This window comes from Chryseobacterium sp. MMS23-Vi53 (assembly GCF_047651245.1).
Lineage (GTDB): Bacteria > Bacteroidota > Bacteroidia > Flavobacteriales > Weeksellaceae > Chryseobacterium.
The window spans coordinates 1,887,619-1,909,672 of record NZ_CP180265.1; the positions used below are offsets into that span (position 1 = coordinate 1,887,619).

14 protein-coding genes are annotated in these 22,054 nt (G+C 33.7%); 4 read left to right on the forward strand and 10 right to left on the reverse strand.

Going from position 1 to position 22,054, the window contains the following annotated elements:
* Positions 1-12: 12 nt before the first annotated feature.
* From ACKX2A_RS08330 to ACKX2A_RS08340, 3 genes are all read right to left on the reverse strand, one after another.
* Positions 13-3,054 carry a SusC/RagA family TonB-linked outer membrane protein gene (locus ACKX2A_RS08330; protein WP_415328907.1) on the reverse strand — a complete coding sequence of 1,014 codons (3,042 nt, stop codon included), beginning with the start codon at positions 3,052-3,054 and terminating at the stop codon, positions 13-15.
* Positions 3,055-3,450: 396 nt separating this feature from the next.
* The gene (locus tag ACKX2A_RS08335) at positions 3,451-5,061 is read right to left on the reverse strand and encodes a SusD/RagB family nutrient-binding outer membrane lipoprotein (protein WP_415328908.1); all 1,611 of its coding nucleotides are present in this window, start codon (positions 5,059-5,061) and stop codon (positions 3,451-3,453) included.
* Positions 5,062-5,071: 10 nt separating this feature from the next.
* Positions 5,072-8,119, reverse strand: coding sequence for a SusC/RagA family TonB-linked outer membrane protein (locus tag ACKX2A_RS08340; RefSeq protein WP_415328909.1), 3,048 nt, complete (start codon positions 8,117-8,119; stop codon positions 5,072-5,074).
* Between the two features lie 59 nt (positions 8,120-8,178).
* Between ACKX2A_RS08340 and ACKX2A_RS08345 the strand changes: the two genes are divergently transcribed.
* A complete protein-coding gene (locus tag ACKX2A_RS08345) occupies positions 8,179-8,763 on the forward strand; it encodes a ribonuclease HII (protein ID WP_415329437.1) in 585 nt (194 codons plus the stop codon).
* A 107-nt stretch (positions 8,764-8,870) separates the two neighbouring features.
* Here the strand turns inward: ACKX2A_RS08345 and yidC are convergent, their stop codons facing one another.
* The 3 genes from yidC to ACKX2A_RS08360 form a co-directional block, all read right to left on the reverse strand.
* Complete coding sequence (gene yidC, locus ACKX2A_RS08350) at positions 8,871-10,667, reverse strand: membrane protein insertase YidC (protein WP_415328910.1); 1,797 nt, start codon at positions 10,665-10,667, stop codon at positions 8,871-8,873.
* A 237-nt stretch (positions 10,668-10,904) separates the two neighbouring features.
* Positions 10,905-12,512 (reverse strand): CTP synthase, encoded by a 1,608-nt coding sequence (locus ACKX2A_RS08355; protein WP_415328911.1) that lies wholly within the window; start codon positions 12,510-12,512, stop codon positions 10,905-10,907.
* A gap of 323 nt (positions 12,513-12,835) precedes the next feature.
* Positions 12,836-13,405, reverse strand: a complete 570-nt coding sequence (locus ACKX2A_RS08360) for a YceI family protein (RefSeq protein ID WP_415328912.1) — start codon at positions 13,403-13,405, stop codon at positions 12,836-12,838.
* 236 nt (positions 13,406-13,641) lie between these two features.
* Between ACKX2A_RS08360 and radA the strand changes: the two genes are divergently transcribed.
* On the forward strand, positions 13,642-14,994 hold the full coding sequence (radA, locus tag ACKX2A_RS08365; protein ID WP_415328913.1) for a DNA repair protein RadA: 1,353 nt from the start codon (positions 13,642-13,644) through the stop codon (positions 14,992-14,994).
* 105 nt (positions 14,995-15,099) lie between these two features.
* A complete protein-coding gene (locus ACKX2A_RS08370) occupies positions 15,100-15,693 on the forward strand; it encodes an ACP phosphodiesterase (RefSeq protein WP_415328914.1) in 594 nt (197 codons plus the stop codon).
* A gap of 112 nt (positions 15,694-15,805) precedes the next feature.
* Here the strand turns inward: ACKX2A_RS08370 and ACKX2A_RS08375 are convergent, their stop codons facing one another.
* The 4 genes from ACKX2A_RS08375 to ACKX2A_RS08390 form a co-directional block, all read right to left on the reverse strand.
* On the reverse strand, positions 15,806-17,197 hold the full coding sequence (locus ACKX2A_RS08375) for a hypothetical protein (protein WP_415328915.1): 1,392 nt from the start codon (positions 17,195-17,197) through the stop codon (positions 15,806-15,808).
* A gap of 302 nt (positions 17,198-17,499) precedes the next feature.
* Positions 17,500-18,804, reverse strand: coding sequence for a hypothetical protein (locus ACKX2A_RS08380; protein ID WP_415328916.1), 1,305 nt, complete (start codon positions 18,802-18,804; stop codon positions 17,500-17,502).
* A gap of 470 nt (positions 18,805-19,274) precedes the next feature.
* Complete coding sequence (locus tag ACKX2A_RS08385) at positions 19,275-20,429, reverse strand: hypothetical protein (protein ID WP_415328917.1); 1,155 nt, start codon at positions 20,427-20,429, stop codon at positions 19,275-19,277.
* Between the two features lie 466 nt (positions 20,430-20,895).
* Positions 20,896-21,396, reverse strand: coding sequence for a DUF6702 family protein (locus ACKX2A_RS08390; RefSeq protein ID WP_415328918.1), 501 nt, complete (start codon positions 21,394-21,396; stop codon positions 20,896-20,898).
* Positions 21,397-21,463: 67 nt separating this feature from the next.
* On the opposite strand from ACKX2A_RS08390, the gene ACKX2A_RS08395 reads away from it, so the two are divergent.
* Positions 21,464-22,045, forward strand: a complete 582-nt coding sequence (locus tag ACKX2A_RS08395; RefSeq protein ID WP_415328919.1) for a HupE/UreJ family protein — start codon at positions 21,464-21,466, stop codon at positions 22,043-22,045.
* Positions 22,046-22,054: the final 9 nt, after the last annotated feature.

The window sequence follows — 22,054 nt, forward strand, 5'->3', positions numbered from 1 at the left end:
TAGTCTTAAATTTTAGAATTTAAACGTAAAGTTTACTCCAAGTTCTCTTGTAGTAGGCAAAGCTCCTACTGATGATCCATACGAGTATAAGCCTCCCATTTGCGAAGATTCAGGGTCTGCATATGGAAGATTTTTATGAATGATCCAAAGATTTCTTCCTACAATAGATATTTTAGCTTCATTCATAAATGTATTTGCTAATAAACTTTTTGGAAGAGAATAAGTAATACTTGCTTCTCTCAGCTTTACGAAAGAACCATCATATACAAATCTTTTATCTGGGGCTATTGCATATCCATCATTCGGGTTATTACCATACTCATTTGGATTAATTACACTTGTATCAACTGGAGTTGTATTAACCTGACCATTTGGATTCACTCCTGCTAACACAGGAATATTTGTTCTATATCCATCAACAGCAGTTTCTGGGAATAATCCACTCGCAAGTCCGTAATACATATCAGAAGAAAATACATCACCTCCATGACGAACATCAATTAAGAAGCTCAATGAAAAATCCTTATATCTGAATGAGTTTCTTAAACCTCCAGTCCATTTAGCTTGAACATTTCCAATTACCTTATTATTTTCTGTTTGATATAATCCTGTAGTAGGATCAACTACTTTCTGTCCATTCAAATATACATAATCACTTCCGTAAATATCACCCCATTGGTTACCTACAGAAGCTACAATAGAAGCACCTCCTACTAAACCTACTAGTTGATATACCTGTAAGCCATCTGCAAGTTCAACAACTTTACTTCTATTTCTAGCCCAGTTTGCATCTATATCCCAACCAAAATCTTTTGTTTTAATTGGAGTAATTCCTAAGTGTAACTCAATACCTTTATTGTTTATCTGACCTGCATTAATTGCGGCTCCAAGGCTTCCAGAACCAGCTGAAATATCAGGAGTGATAAGTTGGTCAAATGTTTTTGTATCGTAATAAGCAGCATCGAAAATGATTCTGTCTCTGAAGAAATGAGCTTCAGTACCAAATTCAAACTCTCTAGAACGCTGAGGTTTCAAATTTGGGTTATTTAAAATAGTTTGAGGTCTGTAAATATTAATATTACCATTCCCTGTATTAAAATATCCAGCAGTATAATAAGTATAATTTAATTGATAAGGATTAGCGGTTCCTCCCACTTCCGCGAAGTTACCTCGTACTTTCCAGAAATTCATTACAGACTTTTGAGATTTTAAAAGTTCTGATAAAATTACTGAACCGGATACTGAGCCATAGGTATATTTGTTATTTCCGGCAGGTAATGTAGAGCTAACATCTCTTCTAATCGTTCCATCTAAATAAAAGATTTTATTAAAATCAAAAGATGCAGTCGCATACAAACTATTTGTTTGTGTTGTAGCTTCAAATTCTACAGGGTTCAAAACAGGTGCTTTAGAATTATCTAATGAATAGTAACCCGCTTTAATTAAACCACCTTCTGTAGAAGCTTCAATGGAGCTCTCATGATTTCTTCTGACGTTTCCACCTACAATACCACTTAAATTCAACCAAGATGTAAGATCATATTTATAATTAGCAAATAAATCATAATTGGTTTCACTTCTTTTCAAATCATATCTGTGATATCCTGAACCTACAGCTTTTCCTGACACTCCAAAATTTTGAGGATATGATCCAAGCGCTAATCTTCTCTCAAAGACCAGATTTGTATTATCATAACTTAATTTACCTGTAATATTGATATGACTATCAACATCATACGTTAATTGGGCATATGAAAAAGTTCTTGTTCTGTCGTCTGTTGAATAATTTTGGTAACGTTGGAAGTATGGATTGTTCCAAAATGCAGGGACACCATTTCCCGCACTTTTTCTATTCCATGATACATTACCATAGTTATTAGCAAGCGTAGGATTACCTATATTATTGAAATAGGCATTTTTTAAAGCCTCTAAATCAACGTTAGTTTGCCACCATTGTCTGAAGCCGGTAACAACATTATCATTATATCCCGTTTCAGTTCTACCTGTAGTCCCTTGAAGTGTAAGAGTTGAATATACAGTTGCGTGTAATTTAGAATTTAAGTCATAATTGATTTTTGTTGAAATCGTATTTTTTCTTAAATCTGAATTAGGTAAAAGACCATTTGATAAGTTGTTATCATAAGTTAAATTAAAATTAAACCCTTTTCTTCCTTTCGAAAGTGAAATGGAATTAACAAATGACATTGGAGTTTCAAAAAACTTAAGTGGTCCATTTTTAGCAGCTACCCAAGGAGTTGCTTTATTGTAATTTGGTGATGTTGGATCAAAAGAATCCCATTGATAAACTAATAGATTAGGGTTAAATTCTGGACCCCATGAAGCATCTTCTCCAAAATTAGCATAATCAATACCGTCTGGTGCACTTCCATAATAGAATGAAGGATCATAACCACCTCCATATCTTGTTTGATATTTGGCAAAAGTTGATTTATCAATAAATCCAGCCTGTACTGAAGAGGATAATGTTACTCCCCAAGAATCATCATCTTTTCCTCTTCCACTTTTGGTTGTAATAACAATTACCCCATTCAAACCTCTCTCTCCATATAACGCGGATGCTGCAGCACCTTTTAGAACGTTTACTGATTCAATGTCTTCTTGATTAATATCGGATAAAGCATTTCCTAAATCAAAACCTCCGTTCTGATTACCAAAAGAAGTTGATGAGTTATTAACAGGTGATCCGTCTATAACAATTAGAGGATTACTTCCACCGAGAGATTTAACTCCACGAATAACTAAATTTGCAGAACCACCAAAGTTAGAGTTAGTGTTAACATTCAAACCAGCTACTTTACCGGAAAGCTGAGAAGCAATATTTCCAGTATTTGTTGTTCCCTCGAATAGCTTATCTGCTTTTACTTCTTGTGAAGCGTAACCTAGAGATTTTTTCTCTCTTTTAATACCTAGTGCAGTTACAACTACACCTTCAATGTCTTGTGTCTTTAATGTATCCTTCTTTTGCTGAGCTTCAGCAACAGCTAGAGATGAGGATAGCACCAAAGCAAGTACACCCATTGTTAGTTTCTTCATATCAAATTAAATTTTGCTTAGCACAAAGGTGTAAAACTTTCTTAAAATGACAAAAGAAAAAGGATTAAAATTAACAATTAATCATTTTTATTAACCAAATTTTATTATTTAATTAATATTTTTTGTTAAATAACGCAATTTTAACAAAATTAAATTATTCAACAAAACTGAAAAATGAATTAAATCTAATTTTAGCTATTGATATTATCTATACCATAACATTAATAAAATAATATCTAATATATGTGATATACAGTTTATTATGCTAAAAAATTATTTTTTGGAACAAGTTAAAAGAATGTATTGCATATAATTAATTTTTATAATAATTGAAATTTTAACATTTAAAAATAAAAAAACCGCCACGAGGGCGGTTTTTGATATAATACAAAATAATTATTTTAACCAAAAAGGAGAATATTGATTTATAGTATACATTTCATCAACACTTGGATTTGGTACATTCGCAGTATTTGAAATATATTCTGACTGCGCATACATTAATCTCTTCGGTCTAGAAGGATAATAAGAACCTTGAGGCATTGGCAAAACAGGATATCCTGTTTTTGTATAGCTAATATAAGTTTCTGTAGGGTTAATATTAGTTAAAGCAATCCATTTCTGATATTGAATAGCTTGAATTTTATTCGTTGATGCTGCCCAACCAATACCTGGCTTAGTTGCAATATTACTAAGATAACCTGTAGCAGATCCTGCTCCAAATGTTGTAAATGATTGGGTAATACCATCGTTAAACATAGTTTGAGCATTAAATGCCATCGTAGTCGGATATACTACAGCTGCTTCCGCCTGTAGGAACCTAACTTCAGATAGTGTCAAAATATAACCAGCAAGCCCAGAGCCCCCTGATGGAGATCCAAATCCAGCAAATGTTCCTAAAGTTGCAAAGCTTCCTTCATTTTTACTAGCATCTTTAAGACCTCCTTGAGGCTGACCTATCATCTGTGATGGATCAGGTGTTGGTGCAGCTATACCATGAAGATAATCAAATCCTTGAGTTACTCCATTATTCAGAAATAATCTATTAATTCTATTATCAAGAGTACCAGATGTTTCAGGTAATTGTCCTCTTAAAGCTTTTATAATATGATCTGAAGCAAATGTTAATCTATAACCAGTAGACATATCCTGAGTAGAGATATCATAGATACCATACGTAGTGTAGAAAGGATTTTGTTGTAACACTGCTGCATTACTATAACCAGGCTGAATTCTAACATCGGCAATTATAAAATTACTTAAATTACTAGTTAATGGAGCCAAAGTTGCCAATTCAGCATTTCTATAAGCAATAACAGCAGGATCAGTGCAATTAGATAATCTAACAGCCATTTTAAGCTTTACAGTATTAGCCATTCTTGTCCAATTTAACATAACACCGGCAAAAATCGGATCTTCTGCTGCAGCTACGGCATAAGTAGTACTAGGAGCCTGCTGTAATAAAACTAAAGCTTGGTTAAGTTCTGCAAATAATCCTTTATATATGTCTTTACCTAAGTCATATTTTGGATGCTTATTATCTTGACCTTTAAATGCTTCAGTATAAGGTGCATCATTATATAAGTCTACGATCATTTGCATATAATATGCTTTCATAATCTTAGCAATAGCAACATGATGAGGATAATTTGAAGCCATAGGACTATCAATAATAGCCTGATAGTTCGCAATACCTAAATATAAGTTATCCCAGATCCCACTATAAAATTGAGAATCAGCTCTCATTCTGAATTCATCACCATAAGGAGAGGCATAAAAATAAATATTTCCTGCCCAAGCATTCATCATTAGATTACCAAATCTATTCATAGTATTTGCTTGCGTTCTATAAATCACCGTTTCCGCAGCAGACAATCTATCTTTTGGAGTAACTTGATCAGCATAAGCATCATTAACGTTCTTATTTACGTCAATGAAATCATCGCTACATGAGTTAAAGGCTAACATCGCAGCAATTCCTAAAGTTGATAATAATATCTTTTTCATTACGATTTATTTAAAAATTAATTGTGGTTGTAAAACCTACTGTTCTTGTTGATGGATATTGGTTGGAATTTGTTAAACCAGAAATATTTCCAGTTGTGAAAGATGCTTCAGGATCTGCATAACCTCTATTATTATCTGCAAATTTATAGAATGGATTTCTAGAATAGATACTAAAACTTAATCCTGTTAAACCAATAGATTTAGCTGCATCTTGGCTTAAAGTATAAGATAATCCTAATTCTCTTACTCTGAACGCCGTACCACTGATAATGAAGTTTTCACCTACTCTGCTGTATACACTTCCATAGTAATCAGGGAGACCTGCATAATCATTCCCTCCAGATTTTATAGATGTATTTGCAACATACTGCCCTGCAGAATTTTGGTATACAGAATTAGGTATAATATACCCCCCTTGAGTTCTGTCAAATTCAGCCGATTGTTCAAGACCTCCACTAAAAGCAAGACCTTGCATTGCACCAGAGTATAATACACCACCGTTTCTATAATCTAACACTGCATAAAATCCAAAGTTTTTATATTTAAAGTTTGTATTAAACATCAATGTATAATTCGGAGTAACTCTGCCAAAATTGACAAAATTATTTGTAATATAAGGATTCCCGTTATCTGGATTAATAATAATTCGACCTTGGTCATCTCTCATATAAGCAGTTGCTTTCAGCATTGGGAATTCTTGACCTTTAATTGCATAAATACCTGCATAACCTCCAGTAGATAAATTAACCTCATCTTGGCCATCTGCAAGTTCAAGTACCTTTGTCCTATTAATTGTCCATGCAAGGTTCATATCCCAAGAGAAATCATTTGTTCTTATTGGTGTAGCACCTAAAGTTACTTCTATACCCTTATTTCTAATATTCCCAACATTTACTGGTGTATAGGTAATACCTGTAGCACTAGATGTTGTTTGATTTGTTATTAGATCTTTAGTATTTTGAATATAGGCACTTGCATCTAAAGTAATTCTATTCTTCAAAAATCCTAATCCTAAACTCACTTCTGTGTTATCCACTTTTTCAGGTCTGATATTTCTATCCGTAGGAGACTTTTGATCATAAAAACTTAATGGTCCAGTTCCAAAAGGATATCCAGGAGCTAACGTAACAGTATTCTCAATTGCATAAACATTCACCGGATCATTACCTACCTTAGTATAAGATCCTTTTACAACTAATCTGCTTAGCAAATCACTTTGAATATTAAATGCTTTTAATGGCATAAATGAAACACCCCCTGAATAATAAAAATAGCTAGAATTACTTTCTAAATTAGCCTCAGAATGATATAATTTTGATGAATTTTCAAGTCTGCCAGTAAGGTTTAAATATAGATAATCTTTATAACCTAAGTCTACATTTGCAAAATATGCAAATTTGTTATCTTTGAATCTCCTGTTATTAAGATTGTAAGGAATAGTTAATGTTGTTAAGTTCCAATACTGATATATTCCAGGTATTTTTATACCTGTCCCGGAAACTTGTGTAGTTTTTAATTCTGTCTGTTGAACATTCCATCCTAAATTTGCTTTAAGATTGATATCAGATGTAAGATCATAATTCAAGTTCACCATCAAATCATTATAGAAATATCTATTAATCTGATTAGATTGCGAAAGAGAAGATCCAATAGGTTGTACAGCTGTAGATCCATCATCATAGGTAATTCTTGGCATCGCAAGAGATGCGACATAACCATTATTATAGTTCAAGACATCGGTAGAAGTAATCTGTGCCGAGCCATTATTTGTAACGGAGATATTATCATTAATTTTATATCCCAATGAAATTGTTCCGTTAAGAATATCGATTTTAGAATTATTTCTAACATTACGCATTGTCCAATATGGACTCGCATAATATATAGTCCATGCGTATGGCTGTGGACTATTTTTAAAATCTGTGATTGGAATCTCTGCAGATGACTGAAGAAGGTTTGTATATAATCCAGGATCTGTTGTAGAAACTGATCTATTGATATAAGTAACAGTACCGTCTAAAGATAATTTACCAGCCTTAAAACCTCCATTTAACGACACTGAAGTTTTCTTCAACTTATCATCAGCAACAATAAATTCTCTATCCTGACGGTTAATTGTTAATCCTGCATAAGCACCTTCACTTCCCGCTGAAACAGTTAAAGTATTATTTAAGTTTAGACCTGTTTGAAAAAATTCTTTTGCATTATCTTTTTTTCTTGCCGCATAAGTACCATAAACAGCTGATGCAGCATCTTCTGATGGCATTATACCATCAGATATAAAAATATTTCCATCACCATTAACATCATAAAATGGCACCCCGATACCAAACGATTGTCCAGCATAGGCAGGATCATCAAATGCAGGTCCCCAAGAACCATTCTCCGAATGAATTTTATCTCCATACCATCCCTGACCATATTTTCTTTGTCTTGCTGGAGTGAAAAGTACATTATCAAACTCAATGTTACTATTAAATGAAACTCTAGGTTTTCTTGAGCCACTACCTTTTTTAGTAGTTATAACTATAGCTCCATTTACACCTTGAGATCCATAAAGAGCTGCTCCTTGTAAACCTAACAAAGTAGTTGTAGACTCGATAGCATCTGCTGGCAAAGCTTGAAAAATCTGCATTGATGAAATTACACCATCAATAACAATCAATGGAGAAGTATTTCCTGTTAACGTTCTAGAACCTCTAATTTTGATATCATAAGTTCCATCAACACTACTATTCGTTTTATTAATTGTCAAACCAGGAACCTTACTTACTAAAGCTGCTACTGCATTTGGTGCACCAGCTTGAGTAAGCTTTTCTTTACTTACAACTGTTGCAGTTGAAGTTTGCGCATCAAGCTTCATTTTTCTATTCATTGCACCAGTCATAACTACTTCTGTTATGTCTTGTGTTCTGAGGGTATCTCGATTTTGTGCATTTACAAACCCTACAGAAGATGACAAAACTACCAGTAGAACACTTGCTGTTAATTTCTTCATATTTAAATTGATTATTTTTTTATTACCTGCAAATATGTAAAACTTTCTTAAAACAACCAAATATTTTGTTAAAAATATTTAAATTTGAATGTTTTTATGTTTTGATACTCAATATATTTATGGATTTAATAAAAAAATGGTCGATTTTTTATGTCGAAGCAGGGTGTGATGAAGTCGGAAGAGGCTGTTTATGTGGACCTGTGGTTGCTGCCGCAGTTATTTTAGATGAAAATTTTAACCAAAATCTGGTTAATGATTCAAAAAAATTAAATTTTAAAACTAGAATGGATCTTGATAGCTATATAAAAGACAATGTGAAAGATTATGCCATTGCCGAACTTTCTCCGGCTTTTATAGATGAGCATAATATATTGAATGCTAGCATTCATGCAATGCACCAGGCTTTAGATAAATTAATAGTAAGACCAGAGCTGATTTTGGTTGACGGTAATAGATTTCACCCATACAATTACATCCCTCATGAATGCATTATTAAAGGAGATTCAAAGGTTTTGTCGATTGCAGCTGCTTCTATTTTAGCGAAGAATTACAGGGATAAATTAATGATTGAACTTCATGAGGAGCATCCTGAGTACGGCTGGGATACTAATTTTGGCTATGCAACAAAAAAGCATCAGGAAGCTTTAATAAAGTTTGGACCGACAAAGCATCACCGACAGTCTTTCAGGTTGAAATACGATTAAAAATATAATTCTATAAATCGTGAAATTTTAACGAAATTTAAGATTTCAACTTTATACAAAAAAAGAGAAGCAAATTTGCTTCTCTTTTCTATTTATGATCAATAAAATTATTTCTTTTTTATCGATTTTTCCTGAACTTTTTGTTGTTCCTGAGCTTTCTCCATCATTTCTCTCATACGTTTCTGGAACTTCCCTTCAGCTTTTGGCTTTTCTTTATTCGCCTGAATCTGTGCATGAATTTTCTTTTCATCCAAGATTACATATTTAATAACAAGGATTATTAAAATGTTGATCGCGTTTGATACAAAATAATACCAAGAAAGACCTGATGCAGACGTATTCAAGAAGAATAAGAATGTAATTGGGAAAATGTACATTAGCACTTTCATGTTGGGCATTCCTTCTTGCTGTGGCTGTTGCATATTTCCTGAAGTCATTACGGTATAAATTAAAATTACAACCGTACAAGCCAATGCAAAAATACTTAAGTGATCTCCCAAGAATGGAACTTTGAATGGTAATTTAATTAAATCATCATAAGCCGTCAAGTCTTTAGCAAACCAGAATCCTTTTCCTCTTAAATCAATAAAGTTCGGGAAGAAACGGAATAATGCATAGAAAATCGGAATCTGCACCAACGCCGGAAGACATCCCGCCATTTGATTAACACCTGCTTTTCGATAGATTTCCATTGTTGCCTGTTGCTTTTTCATTGGATCTGCATCCTTGAATTTAGCGTTTGCTTCATCAATTTCAGGACGGATTACTCTCATCATCGCACTCAACTTATGTTGTTTGTACATAATTGGTGATAAGATTAATTTAACCAAGATTGTCAATAAGAAAATCGCCCAACCTGCAGTTAATCCCCAAGACGCAATGAAATTATAAATAGGAATGAAAAATCCTCTGTTCATCCATCCGATGAAAGACCATCCTAATGGAAGAATTTCGTCGAAATTTTTATCGTAAGATTTTAATAATGGTAAATCCAATGGCATGAAGTACCAAGTGAAATCCTGATTCAGCTCGCTTCCTGTCATTTGAACAAAACCTTCATAATTTAGCTTTTTCAAATATTCACCTTCTTCTACTGTTTCCTGATTTCCTTTACTTTGTGTGAAACCTGTTTTAGCTTCAATCACAGACGCGAAAAACTGCTGTTTTACACCAATCCAGTTCAATGTTTCTTTATCTTCTTCCATCGTTGTTCTTCCATCATAATCATAATCTTTATAATTATTGAAAGCATAAGAGAATTCTGAGTGAGACTGCTCCTGAGCTCTACCCTTTTCTAAATTTCTTACATTATAATTCCAGATAAAATCTGCTTTGTTATCAGAGGTGATTTTTGCTAAACCCTGCGTTCTTACTTTAAAGTCTAAAGTATATTTCGGAAGTAAAGTATAAATGAATTGGATAACCGCACCATTATAATTAGCCGTCATCGTCACAGCATTTCCGTTAACAGTCGGAGCAAAAACTAAATCTTTAGTATTAATTACTTTTCCTGTTTTATCTTTGAATTGGAAACCGTAGTTTGAATTATTTTTAGTAATAAGATTAAGCGGAAGATCTGCCTTATCTGTTTTACGATCGTATGCTTTGTATTCTGCAAGTTCCACTTTAGAAACCTGCCCTCCAAGACTTGCAAATTCAATATTCAGTTCTTTGTTGGAAAGATTTGCCGTCTGAATTGCATTCGGAGTTACATTTGGATTGATATTGCTTGCCTGAGTTTGTTTTACAGCATTTTTAGCCTGTTCAGTTTTCTGCTGCTGAGCTTTTAATGCTTCTTCTTTCGATTGCTTGTTTTGAAAATAAAACATGAAACCAAAAAGTACCAAGCATAAAACCCCAAAACTAATCATTTGACTTTTATCGAGTCCGTTGTTCTGTTGCATTTTATTTTAATTAAAATTTTTTACCTATTTAAATGTATATCAAAATGACATACATTTTCGAGTCGACAAAAATACTGTTTTTTTATCAAAACTCTATACTATAATATGTTACTATATAATAAACTCAGGCTGAGAAAGATCAGTCTGAGTTTATATATGACGTTTGTAATATTTAAATTACTTTATATCCATCAAACATTCAGGGCTTTTGAAATCTTGAAGGTTTACTAATTTAAATTATTTCCCTGAACAAGCCTTAATAAAAGCTCTGAATAGCGGATGCGGAGTTGCTACCGTACTCTTATATTCCGGGTGATACTGTACACCAACATAGAATGGGTGATCCGGCATTTCCAATGCTTCCACCAATCCTGTTTCCGGATTTGTTCCTGTTGCCAAGAAACCGTTTTTCTCGAATTCACCGATATAATCGCTGTTGAATTCATATCTGTGACGGTGTCTTTCTGTAATATTTTTTGCTCCGTAGATGTCGTTTAATTTAGAACCGTTTTTCAAAGAACATTTCCAGGCTCCAAGACGCATTGTTCCTCCTTTATCTACTACATTTTTCTGTTCTTCCATTAATGAAATTACAGGATGTTCCGTAGAAGTATCGAATTCCATTGAGTTTGCTTTAGTATAACCTAAAACATTTCTCGCAAATTCAACCGTCATAATCTGCATTCCTAAACAAATTCCCAACATCGGAACTTTATTTTCTCTTGCATATTGAGCGGTAAGAACTTTTCCTTCAATTCCTCTGTCACCAAAACCTGGAGCAACAAGAATTCCGCTAACGCCAGCTAAAGTTTCTTTAATATTTTCAGCAGTAAGATCTCCACTGTAAACCCATCTTATTTTCACTTCAGTTTCCAAATCTGCACCTGCATGTTTGAAAGCCTCTGCGATTGAAATATAAGAATCCTGAAGAGAAACATATTTTCCAACCAATGCAATTTCCACAGATTTTTTAGGGTTCTGGAATTTCTTTAAGAAAGATTTCCAGTCTTTAAGATCAGCTTCCTTATCACTTTTCAGATCCAATTCTTTAAGAACTACATCATCAAAGTTTTGCTTTTGAAGGTACATTGGAACTTCATATATAGTTTCCAAATCTTTACATTCAATGACGTTATCTAAAGGAACGTTACAGAACTGGGCCAATTTCGCTCTCTGATCCTTCGGGATTTTATGTTCTGTTCTACAAACTAAAACATCTGCCATAATTCCGCTTTCCATTAACTGACGAACAGAATGCTGAGAAGGCTTTGTTTTTAATTCTCCACTTGAAGCCAGATAAGGCAACAAAGTAAGGTGAATAACCATAGAATTTTTCTCACCCAATTCCCATTTCAACTGACGAACAGTTTCGATGTAAGGTAAAGATTCGATATCCCCAACAGTTCCTCCGATCTCAGTAATGATGATATCGTAGTTCTGTTTCGATAAAATTTTAATTCTACGTTTAATTTCGTTCGTAATATGAGGAATTACCTGCACTGTTTTTCCAAGGAAGTCTCCTTTTCTTTCTTTTTCGATTACAGTCTGGTAGATTTTTCCTGTCGTAACGTTGTTGTTTTGGGAAGTGGGAGCATCAAGATAACGCTCATAGTGTCCTAAATCCAGATCCGTCTCCGCGCCATCTTCGGTTACATAGCATTCTCCGTGCTCATAAGGATTCAAAGTACCGGGATCGATATTAATATAAGGATCTAGCTTTTGGATTGTTACGTTGAAGCCACGTGATTTTAGTAGAAGTCCAAGAGAAGCTGAAACGATTCCCTTTCCCAAAGATGAAGTTACACCTCCTGTCACAAAGATGTACTTTGTATTCTTTTTACTCATTAGATTAGGTTTGTGCAAAGTTAGGGGAAAAAGAAATACAAAGCAATTTCATTTTAGAATTTTAAGTTTTATTGTTGGATAATAGCAAAGACGCAAAGGTTTATTACTTGATTATTACCCATCTCTAAGACGCAAGGATTTTATCTTTGATAAAATTTAACAATGAATATTTTCTTTTAAAACTTAATTGAAAATCTTTGATTTTCTTGCGCCTTAAAAACATTCTAATTGATAAAATCTTTGCGCCTTTGCTATTATCCAACAACAAAAAAAGGTTTCCAAAAAACTTGAAAACCTTTTCTAAACCAAATTATATATGAAAACTATTGCTTAATTAACTCAAAATATAAGTTAACGTCAACGTCTTTAGCCACGCCAGCCCCCGTTGGATCATATTTAATATTATAATCTAAACGGTTTACTTTAAATGTTGTCTGAATTCCCATCACCTCTTTTCCTTGCTGATTTTTTGTAATCCCTCCGAAAATTAATGGAACAGTAATTTCTTTTGTTACATCCTTAATGGTAAGTTTTCCTTTCAAGATGTAAGAATTATTTTTATCTTTTTTAATAGAAGTCGATTCGAAACTCATGTTTGGATATTTTTCACTTTCGAAAAAATCTGCACTTTTCAAATGCTTATCTCTCATTTCAACTCCTGTGTTGATCGTATTTACATCAACCGTAACGTTCAAATCTCCGTTTTCAATAGTATTACCTTTGATCGCTGCTTTACCGTCAAATTTATCGAATCTGCCTTGTACAAAGCTTATTCCCATATGTTTGATATTGAAATTAACAGAAGAGTGCATTGGATCTACTACCCAATCTGTCTGTGCAAATCCTAAAATGCTTACAAACGCAAATACGAAAGTTAAAAATACCTTTTTCATTATATATTGTTTATTAAATTAATTTCTGATACAAAAATACGTTAGTTCTCATAACGTGACATTGATGTATGATATTTTTTTGATTTTGCTAAAATCATTTTAAAATTGAATTTGAACCATTAATTTTTTTCAATTAAAAGATTCATCTGAGAGAGTCGGAGGATTTTAAAAATCTAAATTTTATAATTCTCAAATCACAATTTAAATAAACTCTAAGTTTTTCATAATTTTACATCATGGCAAAATTAAAAACAGCATATTTCTGTCAAAACTGCGGAACACAATACTCCCAATGGATGGGACAGTGCAAAAACTGCGGACAATGGAATACTTTGGTGGAAGAGGTTGTGGAAAAAAACACTTCACATAAAACACCGCCTTTTTCAAAAACAAAACAACACGTAATAAATATCGTTGAAGTTGAAACCAACGAAGAACCAAGAATCAAAACACCCTCCGAAGAGCTGAACCGGGTTTTGGGAGGTGGAATTGTCTTAGGATCTGTCACGTTGATCGGTGGAGAACCTGGAATCGGAAAGTCGACCCTGCTTCTTCAACTTGCCCTGAAAATGAAGAAAAAAGTTTTCTATGTTTCAGGAGAAGAAAGCGCGTCTCAGATTAAAATGAGAGCCGATCGATTAACGGATATTCAAAACCCGAATTGTTTTCTTTTTACAGAAACCAACTTGGAAAAAATTCTTCATGAAGCCAAAAAACTAGAGCCAGATTTTGTCATTATTGATTCCATTCAGACTTTACAATCTCAGTTGATTGAAAGTTCTCCCGGAACGGTTTCCCAAATCCGAGAATGCTCGAATGAAATCATTAAATACGCCAAAGAAAACAACGTTCCCGTCTTTTTAGTAGGTCACATCACGAAAGACGGACAAATTGCAGGACCAAAAGTTTTGGAACATATGGTAGATGTCGTTTTGAATTTTGATGGCGACAGGAATCACCTTTTCAGATTATTAAGAGCCAACAAAAACCGTTTCGGATCGACTTCCGAGATTGGAATTTATGAAATGATTTCTCAAGGTTTAAAAGAAATCAGAAATCCGTCGGAAATTTTAATTACAAAAAAATTCGAAGAACTTTCCGGAAATTCGGTAGCTGTAACTTTGGAAGGAAACCGACCGATGTTGCTGGAAATTCAGGCATTAGTAAGTACCGCAGTTTACGGAACTCCACAAAGAAGCTCCACCGGTTTTGATGCTAAAAGACTGAATATGCTTCTTGCCGTTTTAGAGAAAAGGGCAGGTTTCCAATTAGGTGCAAAAGACGTTTTCTTAAACATCACCGGAGGTATAAAAACCGACGATCCGGCTTTGGATTTGGCGGTTGTGGCTTCCATTCTTTCATCGAATGAAGACATTGCGATTTCCGAGCATTACTGTTTTGCAGGAGAAATTGGTTTGAGTGGCGAAATTCGTCCTATTGCACAGGCAGAACAGCGAATAACTGAAGCCGAAAAATTAGGTTATGAGAAAATTTTTATTTCTAATTTGAATAAACTTCCAAAGAAAAAATTCGGAATTAAAATAGAGGAAGTAAGTAAAATCGAAGATTTTCATGAAAGGCTTTTTTAAAGGTTGTGAGTCATAAATTATGTGTTATTAATTTACTGCTGATAGTTTATATTAATTACTGCGATCAATTCATAATTTATAACTCATAATTCATAACTTTAATACATGAATTATCTGGCGCATTCTTTTCTTACTTTTACAGACGGACAAATTGTAGGACAGTTTCTGGAAGACTTTATCCGAAACAAAGATCGTTTTTCTTTTCCAAAAGACATTCAGGACGGAATTACACTACATCGTGCGATCGATACTTTCACAGATTCTCATCCTGCAATTCATGAAGCTAAAAAGGTTTTTGCACCTTTGGTAAGATTGTACGCAGGAGCTTTTGTAGATGTTTCGATGGATTATTTTGTGGCCAATGATTTAAGCTTAAATTCCTTAGCACAATGGAAAGCTCATTCTCTTCACGTCTACAAAGTTTTGAATGAAAACTACCAATATCTTCCTGAAAATTTTAGAATAATGTTGGAAAAAATGGAAGAAGGAGATTGGCTTTTTAATTATAGAAAAGAGCAAAATATTGGCTACAGTATGCGAAACGTTCTCAATAAAGCAAAATATTTAAATACAGATATTCCTGTACATGATGCCTTTTTGAAGAATAAAGATTTCCTTCAAGAATGTTATGATAATTTTTTTCCAGATTTGCTAGAACACGCAAAAGGCGTGAATGTTCTTTTACAATTGGAAAACTGATAACTAAAATTATATTAAAAAACAAAACACTTACCTCTCGATAAGTGTTTTTTATTTGTGTAATTAGAATTTTTGACTGATAAAAGGTATGGGAACTTACCCTGTTTACTTTCTAATCGATTCTTACAATATTAATTGTGTATGGAGCAACAATATTTGTAGTTGCCGGAGTTGATCCGAACGTTAAACCCTGAAATGTAAGTGTATTACCTGCGGATAGTTTTACCAAAGAAGAATTCGTACAAGTATTATATGAAGGTGCTCCACTTGTTTCCGGTAATGTAACTTTCACATTCATTATTGCGTAATCTGTACCATTCACTGCAATTCTTGCATATCCTAAATATCCATCTCCGGTATCTTCTGTAGACGCTCTTTGAGGGTAATTGATTATAAAATCAACTTTATATAGTCCGGTTGAAGCTGCTGTAAAGGTAGTTGCATTTAGTTCATTGAGGTTATCAAATGTTTCTGATGGAGTTCCTATTGTTGTAAATGTATTATTAATACTAATTGTTATATTTCCTGTTGCTCTTACTGCACTTATGTTTGATGAATTACGAGTTTGCACCACACCTGTATTGTCAACAGTTAAACTTCCTGCTGTCGCTGCTGCTCCTTGTAAACCTTCTAATCTTAAAGGATTGGTTGCATTAATGTGAAGTTTATTCGTAGGAACAGAAACTCCGATACCTACAAAACCTGTATTCGGAAGAATTCTTAAGCGTTCTATAAGACCTCCTCCTGTCGAATTACCTACATAAAAATCTTCTTGTCCGCCTCCACCAGAAGCAGAAGTACGGATGCTCCCTATTTGCCAGTTTGATCCTCCTGCCGTAGGCCCGGCATTGCTGAACCCAATATAGGCTTTATTATCTGTAGCAAGTGCCGAATTATTTCTAAAGGTAAGAATAGGAGCTTCAGTTGTAGATTGTGGTGCATCGATTACATTATATCTTCCACTTGTAGGTGCTGTAGAAACTACATGAAATTTTGTTTCCGGAGTCGTTGTTCCGATACCTACTCTATCATTTGAAGCATCTATTGAAAAAGTTGTACCATCTACAGAAAAACCATTTACTGAAGTAGATAGAAAAGAAAGTGTATTAGTTCCCTGCGTAACAGTTCTGTTTCCCGAAAGACTTCCATCAGAATTGTAAAGGTTTGCATAAGATAACCATTGTGTTCCGTTAAAATAATAATAACCTGTATTGTTGATATTAGCAACCTGAACCAAGCTTGGAGTGATTCCTGAAGGTGCAACAACATTATCAACATATACAATAGCTCCAGTCTGAGCAGTGCTGTAAACTCCGGCTGCTTTTGATGCTAATGTCTGCTTTGAAATTCTGGGAGGCATAATCCCGTCCTGTACTGCTGTATTTGTACTTGCGACAACATCCAAAGTAGCCTGTGGATTGGGTGTATTAATCCCTACTTGCGCGTACACGACTGTAGTTGTCACTAAAATCGTAAGTGAAGAATAAATCTGTTTAATTTTCATATTGAGTTATTTTAGTTTGGTTTTATATTTAGTTTTTTAATTAATAAAACTCTTAATAAAATAATAATAATTTTAAATTTTTAGCTAAATTTTGTTAAAAACAAATATATTAATTAAAGATTATAAATCATATAAAAATATTTTTATTTTAATCTTTATCAATTGATTAACAATAAATCTTCAAATTTTAATAAAAAAACACTTACCGAAGTAAGTGCTGTATATTTGTGTCATTAGAATTTTTTATGCCTAGATAGATGCAGGTAATTGGGAACGTACCTATTTTATTTTTTCATTAATTATTAATCTCCAATTCTGAAGACTAGTAACTGAGTGGAGCCTGCGAATAATAACATTCCAGTTCCCGAACAATTTCCTGACTGTCCTCTTCCTAAGGCTATTGTCCATGTCCTATTCGCTGGAACTGTGGTTGCATATGTAATGGTTCCTCCATGATTTGATGTACTTCCCAAATTGTGCGCAGCAGTATTGTGAATCCTTGCTGATCCAGCATTTAATGGGAAATCTACAAAATAAGAACTTAGTGTACATGATGTTTGGTTGTGAGTTCCTTCATACACAAAAGTCAATTGATAAGTTCCGGCAGGAAATGTAATTGTGCTCGTTCCTGAATTATAACTCAATCCTGGAATGGTATTTTTTACAACCGACATAGGAACAACTTGTGAACCACCTATTCCTTGTGAGGATAAAAAATCGGTCTGTGCTGTTTCTAGTCGAAATACTGCAGGATTTGGAATTGAAAGACTGCTAAGAGTACCTATCGTTTTTACAACACCTGTAGCATCAACAACCATTAGTGGATCTGTAGATGTAACTCCAGCTGTAAGCCCTTGCAAACGTAATGGATCGGTTGCATTTACATGCAACGCGTTGGAAGGAGCGGTTGTCCCAATGCCAACATTTCCACCACTTGCCACAGTCATTCTTGTGGCACCATTGGTCAGCAAGCTTATAGGAGTTGCATTATTTGTAGCAACATTTAAACCTGTGGAAGCTCCAGACGTAACAATCTGTCCCAAAGAACCGGTATCCTGGAAAACATTTAATAAAGAAGTACCCGATGTAAGACCAATTGAACCTCTATTTGAACCAGTTGCAACAAGTCGACCCTCAGTAGCACTGGTAGCAACCGTCACACTACTATTAGAAGCATTATTAAAAGTTAGCGTATTTCCTCCTGTTGCGACTGTTCTTATACCAGAAAGTGTTCCGTTTGAATTATAAATGTTTACAGCACTATCGTTCACATTTTTCCATTGAATTCCATTGAAAAAATAATACCCATTGGCAGTGATGTCGGAAACCTGTACCAAACTTGGCGTAACACCGGTAGGAGGAGTCACATCCGACACATATACAAGAGCTCCTGTTTGCCCGGTTCCGTATGTTCCTGCTGATTTTGCAGCCAATTGTTGCTTTGAAATTCTGGGAGCCATAATACCATCTTTTGTGGAAATATCTCCAACATTTCCGATAACATCAAGAGAGGCTTGTGGAGTAGTTGTATTAATCCCTACTTGAGCAAAAGCAAAACAGCTTCCGCCAACTATAGTTATTAAGGAGTAGAGTTTTTTAAGTTTCATGTCAAGTTTTATTTTAATTGTTAATTTTTTTGGTTAAGCATTTAAGCTTTAAGAATTTCAGTCATTATTTCAACTATTTTTAAGATATTCAGAAAAAAAGTGAAATATTTATTATATAAACATTTATAATTTATACAATTTTAACGTATTTACAATAAAGCAAATATAATGTTTTTCGGCTATAAAGCAAAAAAAATTCACAAATAATAAGCATTCTTAATAAAGCATTATAAATCACATCGTTTAGATTTTAAATATTAAATCTAATATGCTTGGTTAAAAGAAAAAAAAGAAAAAATTAAGCACTTTAAAAAAGTGAATATTTATCATTATAAAGTGAATACAAAAAATTTAACAGCTAAAAATTTAAAAAAAATCATAAAAAGTTCTTTTATTAACAAAAATTAAAGCCTAGAAACAAAAAAAAGCACCTACCATGGTAGATGCTTTATTATTAAATAGAAGTGTAATTAATTTCCTACTCGGAAAACCAATAATTGAGTAGATCTAGCATAAAGTTTCATTCCCGAACCCGAACAATTTCCGGATTGCCCTCTTCCTAATCTTATTTGCCATTGCCTTCCCTCAGGAATAGCACTAGCATAGGCAATAGAGCCACCATGATTTGATAATCCTCCCTGTATATGCGATGCAGTACTATGGATTCTTTGGGTTCCTGTATTTAAAGGAAAATCAATAAAATATGAACTAATGGTACAACCTGGAGCATCATGATCTCCTTCATAAACGAGCATCATTTCATAAGTTCCTACAGGAAAGGTTATTGTGCTTGTTGCCGCATTATAAGTAAGTCCCGGAATCGTATTTTTTACCACAGACATAGGAACAACCTGAGACGCTCCTGCAATTACACCATTTAAAAAATCCGTCTGTTGTGTTTCCAATCTGAAAACAGCGGGATTAGGAATAGACAACCCTCCTAAAGTATTGATGCTTTTTACAACTCCTGTAGGATCAATCACCAGTAATCTATCTGTTGTAGTAACACCCTGCGAAACACCTTCTAATTTTAAAGGATCAGCAGTATCTTTCAGGTGTAATTTATTGGTGGGAGTAACATTATTTCCTAAGCCAATCCCAACATTTCCGGTTACAGCATTGATTCTCAAACGCTCAGACCAAATTCCGGGAGCACCAGTGTTTGCCATATAAAAATCTTCCTCAGCTCCTGTAGTAATTGTAGCTCCTGTTCTAATGGTACCAATTCCCCATCCAGAACCGTTTCCTGTAGGTCCGCTATTACTAAATCCTAAAAGAGACATATTTCCGGTTGCTAATGGTGAAATATTTCTTAATGATAGCACAGTACCCGAACCAGCACCTGCTGGAGCATCAATTAATGTATACCTGAAAGAATTGGCTGCATTCGCAACTACATGCATTTTAAGATTTGGATTTATAATACCCACCCCTAAATTTCCTGTCTTTGTAACTACTACATCATTCGATTGTTGAGTAGCATTCGGTACGCCAGAAATTGGGTTATCTTTTTCACCATCCACATGAAGGATGCCTTGTGGAGAAGGCGTATTAATGCCAACCTGAGCATGCATTACTGTACAAAGAGATGAAAGCATTACTAAAATTACATACTTTTTTTTCATAACTGTTTTTTGTTTTATATAAGTTTATTTCAATTGAATAGAGAAATGCCTTATCAGCCTTTCAAATTGGGAACATGAAAGATTGATTAAAAATTACCTTTAATGGAAAACAGTTAATTTGCTGAATAGTTTCAGCAGAAAATTTATATCAATACATCACAAATCATCTTTAAAATCGGGAATTATTTTAAAGAATATTGTTTTAAAATTGAATTGATTTTTTTAAGTACAGTATTTGTACAATGAGGACTCGCCTGATATTAGATTTTTAATTTTCATAAGGTTGTGCTTTTAATTATTTAGACTATTGACGGATAAAACAAGCTTTTGTATTGTTTTTAACCTTCGATAATGGCAAATATAAATTTTTCATAAGAAAAACAAATAACCAAATTTAGAATTAACATTTTTAGTAATTTTTAGACATTAAAAAGCGCAATGCATTATAAAAATTTTAGTTAAAAATTTAAAATTGTTGATATAAATACCGATTCGGATACGTTAATTTCTCACTTTTTCGATCACCGTTTACAATAATATGCACAATATTAAGCTGATCGTCAAATAAATTATATAAAAAACTTACGGCGGCCTCTACTTTTTGGGGATTGTTCACAACTTCAGATTCCAGATAAACATTTACTGACTCATGATCTTCTTCGTATCCAATAAAATTTATATTTAAAAACTTATTATTGGTTTTAAGTTTAAAATATTCGTTGCAATAGCTTTTAAGCGACTCGTTAAGCTGAGTTTTATATTTCGGATCATTAAAATGCAATGGTTTTCCGTATTTTTTGCTTAAAGCATCTTCAAGATCATCGAGAAAAAAACGCCCGGTCACTTCGAATGTTTTCGACTTTTGACTGTAATTGATTTCCACCGAACCTACATGATAGGGATGTTTCGCTCTGGAAAAAGACAGTAAAAAGAATACAGGAAGAAGGAAAAACAACAAATTTTTCATAAGTCCGAACATTTAAAATTTGGTTCGAAATTAATCATTATTTTCGTAAGCATTATATTTTCAGTTTATGTGGCAGGATTTTTTATTTTACTTAAACCTTGGTTGGGAACACATTATTTCTTTGGATGCGCTTGATCATCAACTATTTGTTTTGGCTTTAATTGCCGTTTATTCTTTTAATGATTTAAAGAAAATTCTGATTCTCGTAACAGCTTTTACCATCGGACATTCCATAACCCTGGCGTTAAGCACCTTCGATATTGTAAGAATCAATTCTGCGTGGGTGGAATTTCTGATTCCGTTAACCATTGTTTTAACTTCATTAGATAATATTTTAATGAAAAATAAAAAAAATACGTTGATGAAAGCCAATTATTACCTTGCATTAATCTTTGGTTTGATTCACGGAATGGGCTTCGCGAACACCGCAAGAGTAATGATAGCGAAAAGCCAGAGTCTTGCTATTCCGCTTTTAGGCTTTAATATTGGCTTGGAATTGGGGCAAATTGCTATCGTTTTAGGCATTTTAATTTTATTGTTTATTTTGCTTAAAATCTTTAAGGTTAACCAGAAAGACTGGGTACTTTTTGTCTCTTCGGGAGTCTTTGCCTTATCATTAAAAATGACTTTAGAAAGAATTCCTTTTTAGGTCTGAAAC